At 53.3% G+C, this 13,746-nt stretch carries 12 protein-coding genes; 7 read left to right on the top strand and 5 right to left on the bottom strand.

Features of this window, described 5'->3' with window-relative positions; genetic code table 11:
• Nucleotides 1-44 precede the first annotated feature (44 nt).
• The 4 genes from FN808_RS01210 to FN808_RS01200 all read right to left on the bottom strand — a co-directional run bounded on the left by FN808_RS01210 (nt 45) and on the right by FN808_RS01200 (nt 5,093).
• Nucleotides 45-917, bottom strand: coding sequence for a GntR family transcriptional regulator (locus tag FN808_RS01210; RefSeq protein WP_281280754.1), 873 nt, complete (start codon nt 915-917; stop codon nt 45-47).
• Between the two features lie 347 nt (nt 918-1,264).
• Nucleotides 1,265-1,411, bottom strand: coding sequence for a hypothetical protein (locus FN808_RS18795; RefSeq protein ID WP_185958186.1), 147 nt, complete (start codon nt 1,409-1,411; stop codon nt 1,265-1,267).
• Nucleotides 1,412-1,820: 409 nt separating this feature from the next.
• Nucleotides 1,821-4,505, bottom strand: coding sequence for a DNA mismatch repair protein MutS (gene mutS / locus FN808_RS01205; RefSeq protein ID WP_246068253.1), 2,685 nt, complete (start codon nt 4,503-4,505; stop codon nt 1,821-1,823).
• A 69-nt stretch (nt 4,506-4,574) separates the two neighbouring features.
• Entirely contained in the window at nt 4,575-5,093 is a 519-nt protein-coding gene (locus tag FN808_RS01200) for an NrtR DNA-binding winged helix domain-containing protein (protein ID WP_142712709.1), read from the bottom strand.
• Between the two features lie 300 nt (nt 5,094-5,393).
• Between FN808_RS01200 and FN808_RS01195 the strand changes: the two genes are divergently transcribed.
• The 3 genes from FN808_RS01195 (at nt 5,394) to FN808_RS01185 (ending at nt 8,758) form a co-directional block, all read left to right on the top strand.
• Nucleotides 5,394-7,025 carry a carboxylesterase/lipase family protein gene (locus FN808_RS01195; RefSeq protein WP_221929866.1) on the top strand — a complete coding sequence of 544 codons (1,632 nt, stop codon included), beginning with the start codon at nt 5,394-5,396 and terminating at the stop codon, nt 7,023-7,025.
• A 206-nt stretch (nt 7,026-7,231) separates the two neighbouring features.
• Nucleotides 7,232-8,143 (top strand): YihY/virulence factor BrkB family protein, encoded by a 912-nt coding sequence (locus FN808_RS01190; protein ID WP_434084124.1) that lies wholly within the window; start codon nt 7,232-7,234, stop codon nt 8,141-8,143.
• Nucleotides 8,144-8,149: 6 nt separating this feature from the next.
• Nucleotides 8,150-8,758, top strand: a complete 609-nt coding sequence (locus FN808_RS01185) for a DNA-3-methyladenine glycosylase (RefSeq protein WP_142712707.1) — start codon at nt 8,150-8,152, stop codon at nt 8,756-8,758.
• 53 nt (nt 8,759-8,811) lie between these two features.
• Here FN808_RS01185 and FN808_RS01180 read toward each other — a convergent pair whose 3' ends face one another.
• The gene (locus tag FN808_RS01180; RefSeq protein ID WP_142712706.1) at nt 8,812-9,303 is read right to left on the bottom strand and encodes a DUF4168 domain-containing protein; all 492 of its coding nucleotides are present in this window, start codon (nt 9,301-9,303) and stop codon (nt 8,812-8,814) included.
• Nucleotides 9,304-9,574: 271 nt separating this feature from the next.
• Here FN808_RS01180 and FN808_RS01175 point away from each other — a divergent pair, with 271 nt between their 5' ends.
• The 4 genes from FN808_RS01175 (at nt 9,575) to FN808_RS01160 (ending at nt 13,739) form a co-directional block, all read left to right on the top strand.
• A complete protein-coding gene (locus FN808_RS01175) occupies nt 9,575-10,525 on the top strand; it encodes a cobalamin-binding protein (RefSeq protein WP_142712705.1) in 951 nt (316 codons plus the stop codon).
• Nucleotides 10,506-11,807 carry an SDR family NAD(P)-dependent oxidoreductase gene (locus tag FN808_RS01170; protein WP_185958185.1) on the top strand — a complete coding sequence of 434 codons (1,302 nt, stop codon included), beginning with the start codon at nt 10,506-10,508 and terminating at the stop codon, nt 11,805-11,807. Before FN808_RS01175 ends, FN808_RS01170 begins: the two co-directional genes overlap by 20 nt.
• An 18-nt stretch (nt 11,808-11,825) precedes the next feature.
• Entirely contained in the window at nt 11,826-12,407 is a 582-nt protein-coding gene (locus tag FN808_RS01165) for a DJ-1/PfpI family protein (RefSeq protein WP_142712703.1), read from the top strand.
• A gap of 192 nt (nt 12,408-12,599) precedes the next feature.
• On the top strand, nt 12,600-13,739 hold the full coding sequence (locus tag FN808_RS01160; protein WP_142712702.1) for a PQQ-dependent sugar dehydrogenase: 1,140 nt from the start codon (nt 12,600-12,602) through the stop codon (nt 13,737-13,739).
• Nucleotides 13,740-13,746 lie beyond the last annotated feature (7 nt).

Genomic DNA, 13,746 nt, shown 5'->3' with positions numbered 1-13,746 from the left:
ACGATGGAATCAGCCGGCAGACCTGCAACCCGGTTTCCACCTTTCTATTGATCCCACAGTTCGGCGCGGATGGTATCCGCACTTTTTTGAGAAATGTGATACTCCAGCTTGATACGCCGTCGTTCGGGAATTTTCTGTTCCACCAGGTACGCGCTCTGCGCCGTATATAGGATAAGGTCAGCCTCGCGGACAAACAAGGGCAGGGACTTCCCATAGGTGGCCCCGGCTACAAAAGAACCGCCGAACTTTATGCTCACCTTGAGTTCATCAATGATTTTGGGGATCGTCTGGTCCTCGGCGGTCACCAGCCCGATGGTTTCTATGGCCGCCCGGTCAACAATGGACAGCAGTGTATCGGGATTGATACTGTAGACAATCGGCAGCAGGCGGCCCTTTTCTGCGAACTCCCGGAACTTGTTGACCAGCTGGATGGGAACAAAGAGGGCATCATATTTGACCGTCTCGTTATACTGATTGGCATTGAGAACGCGGCTGCGAACCCCCACCTCTTTTTTGATGGCTTCAGCAATCATCTTGCCCAGCTCATCCGTTTCCCCGATGCTGGCACAGCTTTCGATCCGGTCGGGCCAGTCCATAAAGCTCAGCTGCTCCTGGAAAAGTTCATCCAGTTCCGATTCATCCAGCCCGTAGCCAATCAGTTCCTCCAGGAGTTTGCGCATCTTCTCGGCGCCTACCTCCAGGCGGTCGGCTTTGTCGAGATTGGTGTTCTGCCGTTCAACAATGAACCCCTTGCCGCGCTCCCCCCGGATGAGCCCTTCATCGGCCAGAATGTGGTATGCCTTCCGTACGGTATGGAAGCTGGATTCCAGCTGTTGTCCCAGCTGCCGGGTGGAGGGCAGCGTTTCCCCTACCTGGAACTGCTTGGTGGCAATCATCAGGCGAATGCGGTCGGCGATATATTTGGCAGAAGTCTGGATAGCGTTGCGTTTTGCTGGATTAATGACTAAGTAACTGGCGTAATATCGGGATTACAACAATCTTTGTGAAGATATCAGTTTTATCGGGGATTCTCATTACCTGTTTTCGACGCCCACGGATGGCCGGTAACCAGCCGTGGATGCATCCGGCTTGCCCTGGACCATCCGGGATGCAGGCGTGGGATGGTGCTTGGGCCGAGCATACCGGCTGCCGCCAACATTGGCAGGGAGTAATTTTTAGACTCTGGCGGGCCCCTCGATACAAACGGTGAGATCCTCCCTGGTGAAGGAGGTCAGGAGGACTGGGCCGATTAAATCAGCATGAATCATAAAATTCGATATTTCACTTGTCGGCTTTCATCCTTTGTTCCAGCCATCGACACAGCAGCTTGCAGGCACTCATTCGCAGGAGGGGCAGGAAGCAGGATACGTTCTGCCTGCAGCACCAGCAATACTAAAAAATCCTTGCCCAAAGATGGTGGATTATGTGATGCGATCGCTTTCCTCCCAACTACTTTGCCGCAGAAGACACTGGCCTTGCGAACTCCGGGAGCCTGTCCGCCGGAACCTACCGTCTGGAGGTCCGCAGTACCCGGATAATAGGAGATTTCTCGCCAGAGCTTGAAAATACATTATTGCGTCCGCCGGGTAACCTTACAAAAGAACGCATCAGTTGATGTGTTACCTGTTTCTCTTTCTTATAATATGAATATTCTTTTTATATAGACCACTTTTGGCTTGACCCTTCCGAGCATTCGGAATTCATGATTGAAAAAATGGAAGTACCCTTCCCACGCCTTACCAGCCAAGGCCGGCTGTTTGGGGATATTGATTCTCAACATCCAACATATCTTCTGCAGCCATCACAGACAGGCTCGCCTCCTAGTTGCTCTTGTCCACCAGCTTCTTGAGCTCTGAAACCAGCATCAGTGATTCTATGGGCGTCATGCGGTTGGGGTCGCAGGCCTCAAGCTTGTCCATGAGCATCTCGATGTTGGGGTCAACCTGGGTTTGAAACAGCGACATCTGATCGATCTGTTCCTGTTTCTCCATCTCCCGGGCGGCCTTCTTGACAGCGGCTTTCTTTTTCTTGGCACCCTCTTCAAGCGTCCCGTTGCTGTCGGTTACATCCAGGCTGTGGCTCTCGAGGTTCTGCAGGATCTCCTTGGCCCGTTCAATGACGATAGAGGGCAGTCCGGCCATATCGGCCACTTGTATGCCGTAGCTGTGATCTGCTCCACCCCGGACCAGCTTGCGCAGGAAGATTACTTTACCGTCATGCTCTTTCACCGAGACGTTGTAGTTGACAATATGGTCGTACATGTTCTCGAGCTCATTCAGCTCGTGGTAATGGGTGGCAAAGAGGGTTTTGGCGGCCACCGACGGCTGGTTGTGCAGGTACTCGGCCAGCGACCAGGCAATGCTGAGCCCGTCGAAGGTGCTGGTTCCGCGACCCACTTCATCCAGCAGGATAAGCGAATTGCGGGTGGCGTTGTTCAGTATGTTGGCCGCTTCGTTCATTTCCACGAGAAAGGTGCTTTCCCCGGCCGCCAGGTTGTCGGAGGCCCCAACCCGGGTGAAGATTTTGTCTACCAGTCCGATATGGGCCTCTTCAGCGGGTACAAAACAGCCGATCTGGGCGAGGAGGACAATGAGGCCGGTCTGGCGAAGGATGATGCTTTTTCCAGCCATGTTGGGTCCGGTGATGATCAGGATCTGCTCCTCCTCGTTTTCCAGGTGGATATCATTGGGGATGAAGGGGTCGCCGGGCGGCAGCGTTTTTTCCACCACGGGGTGCCGGCCCTTGGTAATGTCAATGACCTGGTCGTCGGCGATGGCCGGTTTGCAGTAGTTATTGCGATAGGCGATCTCGGAAAAGCTCTGCAGGCAGTCCAGTTCCGCCAGGGCCTGGGCAATCTGCTGTACCTGCTCCGCATATTCCGCAACATACAGGCGGAGGTCCTCGAAGAGTTCGTACTCCAGTGTTTTGCTGCGTTCTTCGGAGGAGAGTATCTTTTCCTCCACTTCTTTCAGATCAGGGGTGATATAGCGCTCAGAATTTACCAGTGTCTGCTTGCGAATGAAGTGTTCGGGCACCTTGTCGGTGTGGGTATTGGTGACCTCGATGTAATAGCCGTAGACTTTGTTATAGCCAATTTTCAGCGAGTTGATGCCCGTCTCGGCCGAGAGCTCATCCTTGATCTCCGTGATGTAGTTTTTGCCGTTGCGGGCAATGTTGCGAAGCTCATCAAGCTCTTCGTTGAAGCCATCTGCAAAAATGCCGCCGTCGCGCACGCTGGCCGGCGGGTCATCCACAATAGCCTTTTCAATCCGCTCCTGTACGTCCACCAGAAGCTTGAGCCGGTTCAGGATGTCATCCAGCAGGGGTTCCTGGAGCTGGTTGAACTGCATCTTGATACGGGGAACCTGCGCCAGCGACGTCTTCAGCTTGGCAAGATCCCGGGCGTTGGCGCGGCCTACGCAGATTCGTGAAATAAGCCGTTCCAGGTCGCCCACCTGGCCCAGCTCGTCACGCAGTTTTTCTCGTACCTCGTGATTTACGTGCAGGGCCTCCACCGCATTCAGCCGGTCGCGGATGGGCTCCATGCGTTTCAGGGGGCGCATAATCCATTTCCGCAGCAGGCGTCCCCCCATCGCTGTGATGGTATCGTCGAGGATTGAAATGAGTGTTCCCTCGCTCTGCCCCTCCTGTATGGTGGTAGTGAGCTCGAGGTTTCGCTTGGTGGATCCGTCCAGGGCCATGTATTCCTGGTTCTCATACGCCTGCAGTCGCTTGATGTGTCCAAGCGAGGCCTTCTGTGTTTCTTGCAGGTAGTGCATAAGGGCCCCGGCGGCGGTGTGGGCGATCTCCTGTCGTTCAACGCCAAACCCTTTCAGTGAGTGGGTCTCAAAATGGTCGGTCAGCAGGTTGTAGCCGTAGTCCCCTTCATACACCCAGTCTTCGATGAAGGTCAGGTTATAGTCCAGCAGGGATTCAGGCACACTGTTTTTCAGGCGCTGGGGCAGCAGCAGTTCGGCCGGGGTTACGGATTGCAGCAGGTCGTTGAGCTGCCGCTTGGCCACCTGGCTGAGGGCAAATTCACCCGTGGAGACATCGGAAAAGGCCACGCCTGCGGTTTTCCCTTCCCAGTAGACGGCGGCTGCATAGTTGTTGCGCTTGTGCTCCAGCAGCTTCTCAGACATCGTGACGCCGGGGGTCGTGATTTCCGTCACCTCGCGGGATACGATTTTACGTCCGGCCTGCTTGGCTTCTGACGGGTTTTCCACCTGTTCGCAAACGGCTACGCGATGCCCTTTTTTTACCAGCTTGGGGAGATAGGTATCCAGGGCGTGGTAGGGGAAGCCGGCCAGCGGGGTCTGGTCACTGCCGTTGTTGCGTTTGGTAAGCGTAATGCCCAGCTCTTCACTTACAAGCTCGGCATCGTCGGCAAAGGTCTCATAAAAATCGCCCACCCTGAACAGCAGGATAGCTCCTTCATGCTCTTCCTTGATGTCATGATACTGCTGCATCAGGGGGGTTAGCTTCTTTTTCTTTTTGGGACTCATAAGTGAATATGGATTACGTTAATTGCATGTTGGTTCAACAGGAGGTACGTATTATGCAAACCCGGGAGGTTAGCCTGACCCTGTAATATATGGAAGTTTATCCAGGTGCGGCCATCCGATTGCAAAAGAAGGCCCGGTCATCAACGAATGGGTGTAAACAGGGCGATTGATGCATCCTGGCGTTATCTTTTTGCCCATCCGTTCCAGGTGTTCAGCATTCGTCATCGTTCTGTGAAACCCGGCGCGGTTGAGCTTCTTATCCAGCATTATTCCATACAAGTTCTGAAGATCACTCATTGTTAACACTTCGTCAAGTAGATTTAAGCTGATGGTTTTGTGGTCGATATTTTTCTGCAGTGGGCAATAGTGGGTCGATGATTCCGGAGCAGGACAGGCAGGGGGTCGATGTCGTGCCACCGGTAACTGACTGAGAGGCAGTACCGTAGGGGCTGAGCCTGCCTGAAGCTGACCATAACCGACGGAGATAAACCGCGGAAGCAGCCAGTGATCGTCAGTGGCTGCGAGCCCGTTTTCCTTCATGACCATGCGCTTGGGGCCGGGTCGTGCCTGGCCCGGGGACCTGTTCAAGGCGGAACTGTTCGAGTCCCGTTCGTTCGGCCGGCATCCGTGTGCCCGCCGTATTCAGATCTTATTCCCAGCGGGCAAATCCGCCCGGGGGACAAGGAAACCGGTACTGGTTGTTTCCGTCATTATGCTGTTGGCTGGTTTTGATCACAGGAGAAGAGTTCGCACATTGACACAAGCCCTGCCGAATATGCTTTTACTGGTGGCTTAATGCTAAAATGATTACTATTGTTTCCTGTTGCAGCAACTGGAGCTTTCTTCGCCTGCAATCCTTCAGCACAGGTTTCACAGCAAAAAGTGAATATGATGACCAGCACAAAACCGGCTTTTGTAATTTTATCTATAATACTCCTTGGTTTGTTATTTATGCCCTCAAGCGCCTTTGCTCAATCCAGTTCGACGATGGATCCCCGGGTCAGCGTCCGGAATGGAATCATCGAGGGACAGTATGACTCCGGGATCGCCATTTTTAAAGGCATTCCCTATGCCCGGCCACCGGTGGACCAGCTGCGCTGGCAGCCGCCCCGGGATGCAGAAAACTGGGAGGGCGTGCTCGAAGCCAAGGCATTCAGTCCCGCTTGTATGCAGCTTCCGGTGTTTGGAGACATGGTTTTCCGTGCGGATGGCCAGAGTGAGGATTGCCTGTACCTCAATGTGTGGACGCCCGCCCGAAGGGGGGATCAGAAGCTGCCGGTCCTGGTTTATTACTACGGGGGTGGATTCCTGGCCGGGGATGGATCGGAGCCTCGCTATGACGGGGCCAGCATGGCTCGAAATCATGGGATCATTGCAGTTACCGTAAACTACCGGCTGGGGGTTTTTGGATTTCTGGCACATCCCGGCCTTACCAGCGAATCACACCGCGGCGCTTCCGGAAACTATGGCCTGCTGGACCAGGCCAAGGCGCTGCAATGGGTTAAAGGTAATATTGCGGCTTTTGGCGGAGATCCTGACAATATCACCATTGCGGGGGAGTCGGCCGGGTCCATATCGGTCAGTGCCCAGATGGCTTCCCCGCTGTCGCGGAATCTGATTGCGGGTGCTATCGGGGAGAGTGGGTCCATCATGGGTACGCTGCCGGCCGTGCCACTTGAAGAGGCCGAGAAAGAGGGGGCCCGGTTTGGGGAGCGCCTGGGGGCTTCGTCGCTGTCGGCGCTGCGGGCCCTTCCGGCGGAAAAGCTTCTGGAGGCTACCACACAGCCTGATACGCCCCGGTTTTCGCCCACCGTTGATGGATATTTTCTACCGAAGCCACCGGCTGATATTTACGCTGCCGGCGAGCAGGCGGATGTGCCCCTTTTCGTGGGCTGGAATTCCAGGGAGACAGGCTATCAATTTATCATGCAGGGCGAGGAACCCACCCCGGAGAACTACAGGAAAAAAGTACGGACCCTGTACGGGGAAAATGCGGACCGGGTGCTGGAGCATTATCCCGGCGCTACAACGGAGGAGGTCGTCTATTCCGCCACGGCTTTGGCCAGTGACCGTTTCATCGGCTACAGCACCTGGAAATGGAGCGACCTGCACAGCCGGACCGCTTCACAGCCGGTGTACCGCTACTATTACACCCATCCCCGCCCGCCCATGAGAGAGTCAGCAGGGCACCGGGAAGGGGAGAGCGGATCGTCCAGCTATCCCGAACCGGAGGGGGCGGCTCACGCGGTTGAAATTGAGTACATAATGGGAAACCTGCCCTACAACGAGGTCTATGCGTGGACACGGGAAGATTACAAGGTATCGGCTATTTTCCAGACTTATGCCGCCAATTTTATCAGGTCCAAAAATCCCAACGGCCTGGGTGTACCCTACTGGTCGGCGGTTAATGAGGATGAGACGCCCAGCGTAATCCATATTGGTCCCCGGACCGTGCTCAGGGATGCACAGCACCGTGAACGCTACCGGCTGCTGGATCAGTTATACGACAGCCGCCCATGAGTCTCTGGTCCTGCCTTCGTCGGCCAAACAACGAAGGACACAGGGCTGCCGCATTGTTGAAGGGTATCCCGCTGGGCCCCGCTGAATATCGCCCCGCCGCCGGCAGCAGCGGGAATTATGGCCGATATCGCTTTGTTCAAACTAAATTAAAGTTAGCATTAAGAGGAGTCAGCGGTTATCTTTCAGCTGTTTTCTAACTTAGCAAAATGACAGTGCAGAAGTACAAGGATTTCTGGCAACTTATTGTAAAGCTGCTGAAGGGAAAGGATATTTTTTTCAGTGCATCAGCTATTACTTTCAATCTGTTTATTTGTGCCATCCCCTTCACGCTGCTGATGATATCCATCATCGGTTATGTTCTCAGCTATGAAGAGGCTTTCAATGAGATTCTTCGATATGGCCGTGAGCTGTTTCCCAGTTTTACCTATGAGTCACAAACCGGTGATGTATACCGTGGGGCGGTAACCCTGGAAACCCTGCTGAATCCGCTCATCGGGGCCCGCCGCATATTTGGAATCATGGGGACCATCATCCTGGTGTTCTTCTCCCAGGGACTGTTTCATACGCTCAAACACGTGGTTTTTGATATTTTCGATATTGAAGACCGTCGTCATCCCATTTTGGAGATGGTCTACAACTTTTTCACTTTTGGTCTGGTGGGAAGCGTGTTCCTTTTTTTCAGCCTGACAATCTCTCTTCTCTCCCTGGTATCCATCAATGAGCTCCCGCTTCCCTTTACGGATATGGTGGTTGAACTCAGCTGGGTCTACGAGTTCCTGAATATTCTCATTCCCATTCTGTTTACTTTTTCTCTCTTCTACATCATTTTCCGCTACATCACTGAAAAACGGATGCAGCCCAGGGTAGCGCTCCTTGCCGCCGTCATTTTCACCACCTTGTTTGAGCTTGCCAAATTCGGAGTGGGCTGGTATTTGGGCTATGCTCTCCATGCCTACCGGTACTTCTACCAGGGCTATACCATCCTGGTTATCATCGGGGTCTGGGCCTTTTATTCAGCTGCGCTCTTTGTGCTGAGTACGATCATCGCCCGCGCCTACCAGCAGGTCTTTATCAGGGACCGTTCCATCCCCCGCAACCCCTACACTGTTATTTCGTAACCTCTCATGTCGGCCCAGAAACTTTCCCCGTCCTTTTATCGCCGCCCTGATGTGGTACAGATCAGCAGGGAGCTAATCGGGAAGGTTTTATGTACGCGGGTGGATGGTCGGCCGCTAACGAGCGGCATCATCACCGAGACCGAAGCATACTGCGGACGCAATGACCGGGCCTCGCATGCCTATAACGGGCGACGGACCGATCGCACCGAAACGATGTTCCGGACGGGAGGCATCGCCTATGTCTATCTTTGTTACGGGATCCATCATCTCTTCAATGTGGTTACCAACCATGAGGGACAGGCCGATGCGGTGCTCATCCGGGCGATCAAACCGCTGGAAGGGGAGTCAGTTATGCAGCAGCGCCGGAACGGTCGGCCGGTGGCTCCTGCACTTACCGCTGGCCCGGGCCGGCTCAGCCAGGCGTTACATATTTCAAAAGATGACGACGGCACCGATCTTACCGGGGATGCCATCTGGATTGAAGACCGGGGAATCCAGATGGCAGTCAGCGATATTAATGCTGCCTGCCGTATTGGGGTTGATTATGCCGGCGAGGATGCCCGGCTGCCCTGGCGGCATTATGTAGAAGGAAGCCGGTGGGTAAGCACAAAATAAAAAGGGTCCATCCGTGAGAATGAACCCTGGAATCTGCGGTAGAGGTAAATATGTTAGTTCTGCCCGTTGCCCGAAAGCTCCTGAAAGCGTTTCATGACTTCAGGATTGGTACGGACAGCCTGCATAATCTGCTGAAAACGCTGTGGCTGCAGGTCGTTGTCCTGGATGATGCTAACCATTTGCTGCTGCGACTTCTGCTGCATCTGCATCAGCTTGGGCTGAATTTCTTTCATCGTTTTCTGTTCTTTCTCAGTAACTTCAACGGAATCGGCCATCTGGGGGTTGCGCTTGCTCATCATAATCTGCTGAAATCGCTCCATTTCCATATTTTTTTCAGCGAGCATGGAATCAACCTGATCTCTCATCTGCTGCTGCACTTCTTGAGCTTCAGTCGTTACGTTGGCAAATTTCTTTAATTCGGCATCAGAGATGCTGTCTGCCTGTGCAGGTTGTTGTGCCTGCGGTTGCTGAATCTGCGCGATAGCGGTCCCGGTAAGAAAAAACAAACCGAGAAAAAGAGCCGTCATTGTTTTGAAACACTTCATAAAATGGAATCTAAATTAGAATTAATATCCTCTTCTGTAATTAATTTGGACCAATATAGAGATAATTTGTTCCGATTTAAAACAACCCACAGGGACTTAAAATATTGTATGACGATATAAAACATTGGTGCAGGCCGTCAATTCAGAAGCGCCGATGGCGACCGGAGAAGTTATTATTTGTCCTTTTATTGCGGGCCGGAACAGTGTATTTTGATATCGTCTTTTATATTCTAAGTTACCGTGAACGTAAAATAAGGATCGTCCCCCGCTTATGCGTATAGTCTCCCTGCTCCCGAGTCTTACTGAAATTGTCGCTGCCTTGGGCCGTCAGAAACAGCTTGTAGGTCGTTCGCATGAGTGTAACTTTCCGCCGGAGGTTACTGCATTACCTGTTTGTACAGAACCCAAATTCGACTCCGGCGGAGAAAGTGGTGTAATCGATCAGCGCCTGAAAGACATTCTCCGGGAGGGACTTTCGGTTTACCGGGTGGACGTGGAACAGCTCGCCCGGCTGGAGCCTGATATCATTTTAACGCAGGACCACTGCGAAGTCTGTGCTGCCTCAATGAAGGATGTTCAGCATGCGGCTGAGGCGTCATGCAATGAGGACGTGGAGATTGTTTCGGTTTCGCCGGATGATCTTTCCTCGGCGGTTGAAGCGATTCGAATCGTTGGTCGGGCTATAGGGGCAGAGGAAGAGTCGGCGGAGCTGATCGAACGGATGAAAGGTGACCTGGAGGGGATTCAGGAGAAGACGATCTCCCTGAGTGCGCCGGAAGTGCTCTGCATAGAATGGCTCGATCCGCTGATGGTGGCGGGCAACTGGATGCCTGAACTCGTTCAGATCGCCGGCGGAATTCCTGTTGCCACGGCGGCCGGGTCCTGTTCCAGGGCGCTGGACTGGGATAAGGTACGGAGGCTGAACCCGGATATCATAACAGTCTCTCCGTGTGGTTATGGTATCGCAAACACCCTTTCCGAAGAGATTGCACTGACCGGCCGGCCGCGGTGGCATGAGCTCAAAGCCGTACAAAATCACCAGGTATATATTATGAACGGTGATGATTATTTTAACAGGCCCGGTCCGCGGCTGGTGGATTCTGCTCGTATTCTGGCTGAAATTATACATCCCTCCCGTTTTTGCACGTCGCCGGCTGAGAACGGAAAATGGATTAATCTTTATACCCATCACTTTCACCGGAATGTCCAGCGACAAGGCTAAAAAAATTGTTATCATCGGGGCAACCTCCGGGATAGGCCGGGCGCTTGCCTGCGAAATGCACCACCGGGGGTATGTCGTCGGGGCTACAGGCCGCAGACAAGAGCGCCTGCAAGCATTGAAACAGGAGCTGGGTGAACGCCTCTTTATCCAAGCCATGGATGTATCCCGGCCCGGGGCGGCCACCGAAGATCTTGAGGTGTTGCTGAGACGCATGAAAAGTATGGATATCATTGTACTCAACGCCGGTATCTCTACCTCCGTTTCCGGGTCATCCGGACGCTGCAGGGATGACCTGGAGGTTATAGCGGTCAATGTCAACGGCTTCGCAGGGATGGCCGCCCATGCTTTTGAGCGGTTTGAAGAACAGGGCTATGGACATCTTGTGGGCGTTTCATCCATCGCTTCACTTTTTGGCTGGGGGGCTTCGGCTCCCTATAATGCCTCCAAGGCTTTTGTGAACCGCTACCTGCAGGGCTATCGCCAGAAAGCCCGCCATTCCACAGCTGATATCGCTGTGACGAATCTTGTTCCGGGCTACGTGGAATCGGAGATGACGAAAGGGAGGGACGGGCTTTTCTGGGCGGCACCGGCTTCGAGGGCGGCCCGCCAGATGGCGGATGCCATTGAACGCCAGCTGGATCACAGCTATATTACCAGGCGATGGCGTCTGGTCGCCTGGCTGCTCAAGCTAACCCCGCAATGGATATGGACCGGATGTGAGAATCCCTATTGCACTGAATACCCAATAAATGATCTTTTTCGATGGCCATGGTTAATGCAGGAATCTTGCTTTTTCGCCGAAAACCTCATCTGCAGCTTTTGCTGGCGCATCCCGGAAGTCCCATGTGGCAGAAGGAAGACGAGGGAGGATGGATTATCCCTACCGGTTCCGCAGCAGATAACGCCGATCCGCTGCTTGTTGCCAAACAGCAGTTCAGGGAGATATTCGGTTTCATTCCGGACGGTGAATACCTCGATTTGGGGACTGCCGCTGACGATGAGGATGAAAGCATTCAAATTTGGGCCGTGGCCTATAACCTGCCGGATGACTTTATTTTCGAACCCTACTGGTTTGAGGTGGAATGGCCGCCGAACTCGGGGAAAGTTGAATCCTTCCCGGAGATGGATCGCATTGAGTATTTTGGCCCTTTTGAGGCACGCAGGAAAATTCTGCCGGCGCAAAGCGCGTTTATCGGACGGCTTATCGATCGTTGCAGTCGTACAGAACGTTAGTACGGTATTTGTAGTTGTGATAGCACTTATGGATAACATGTTATTTTAAACTTAAAACAGATCAACTATGGCTGCTAAAAAACTATTGATGATTGTTGGTGACTATGGAGAGGATTACGAAATAATGGTGCCCTTCCAGGCATTGCAGATGGTCGGGCACACGGTTCATGCCGTTTGTCCGGGTAAACAAGAAGGCGATTCGATAAAGACGGCTATTCATGACTTTGAAGGTGACCAGACCTACAGTGAAAAACCGGGTCATAATTTCACGCTGAATGCCACCTTTGACAACATTGATCCCGCTGATTATGATGCGCTGGTATTGTCCGGGGGACGGGCTCCGGAATACCTGCGGCGTGAGGAGGGCGTGCTGGATATGATCCGTCACTTTGTTGAGGGTGACAAGCCTATAGCTGCCGTCTGCCACGGCCTGCAGCTGCTGTCTGCGGCCAACGCTGTCGAGGGAAAGACCCTAACGGCCTATCCTGCCTGCGGACCTGAGATGCAGGCCGCCGGCGCTGATTATAAGGATGTAGCCGCTACCGAGGTTGTGGTTGACGGAAACCTGGTCACTTCACCGGCCTGGCCGGGCCACCCCAAATGGTTGGCGGCATTCCTGGATGTTCTGGGAACGGAAATATCACCCTAATCCACAGGGGGCAACCACCATGGAATCTGCAGCGGGCTGGGAAGATCCCATCCCGCTTTTTTTATGGATTGACAAAGGCACGGGCAAAAGATACATTACTCCATCACGTATCAATTACCGTCCGTAATATTTTGCTAACTGTATGTATACAGGTCAGATATCGGGTTCTTCTGATCACAGTCGAAATGATAAATGAAAATAAAAATTAAACAGCATAGCATTCTCTTGATGGGCCTCACGGTTTTTGGGGTTCTCTGGGGGTGCACCTCCTTTGACAGCAATGCCCAGCAGGTACTTGAGAAACTGCAACTCCCGGAGGGTTTTGCTATTGAGGTATATGCCGGTGAGGTTCCGAATGTCCGGCAGATGGTTCTTGGAGCCCCCGGCGTGGTATATGCGGGGAGCCGGGATGCGGGGAAGGTATATGCTATTATAGACCAGGATAATGATTTTCATGCAGACACGGTCTATACCGTGGATGAAGATTTGCGCCTGCCCAGCGGGGTGGCATACCGCGACGGGGCCTTGTATGTCGGGGCTGTCAGCCGGATTCTTCGTTATGACAACATTGATGACCGACTGGAAGATCCCCCTGATCCGGTGGTGGTTACCGACAGCTACCCCACCGAGGGCCACCACGGCTGGAAGTTTATTGCTTTTGGCCCGGATGACAAGCTGTATGTACCGGTGGGAGCCCCGTGCAACATCTGTAATCCCGGGGAGGAAATATATGCGACCATCACCAGGGTAAACCCCGACGGCACCGGCCGGGAGATCGTAGCGCACGGGGTGCGGAATTCCGTGGGTTTCGACTGGCATCCTGAAACCGGGGAACTCTGGTTTACCGACAACGGGCGCGACTGGCTGGGCGACAATCAGCCGCCATGCGAATTGAATCATGTGTCGGAAGACGGGCAGCATTTTGGATATCCGTATAAACACGGGGCGGATATCTGGGATCCCGAATTTGGAGAAGAGGCCAAAAGGGCGGGGCAGTCATTTCAGCCGCCCGAACAGGAGTTGGGGCCGCATGTGGCCCCGCTGGGCATGATGTTCTACACCGGGTCGATGTTCCCCGATGAATACCGGAGACAAATTTTTATCGCTGAACACGGAAGTTGGAACAGAAGTCAGAAAATCGGGTATCGTATAACAGTGGTATCACTGAAAAATAGAGAGCCCGTTTCTTACGACTCCTTTATCGAAGGTTGGCTGCAGGATAATGATGCCGTCTGGGGACGCCCCGTAGATCTGCTCCAAATGCCGGATGGTTCACTACTTATTTCAGACGACCACAGAGGCGTTATTTATCGCGTTACCTATAATCCTTAACTTATTT

The organism is Fodinibius sediminis, from assembly GCF_900182555.1.
Taxonomy (GTDB): Bacteria; Bacteroidota; Rhodothermia; order Balneolales; family Balneolaceae; genus Fodinibius; species Fodinibius sediminis.
This window is presented reverse-complemented; position numbering and strand designations above follow the sequence as displayed.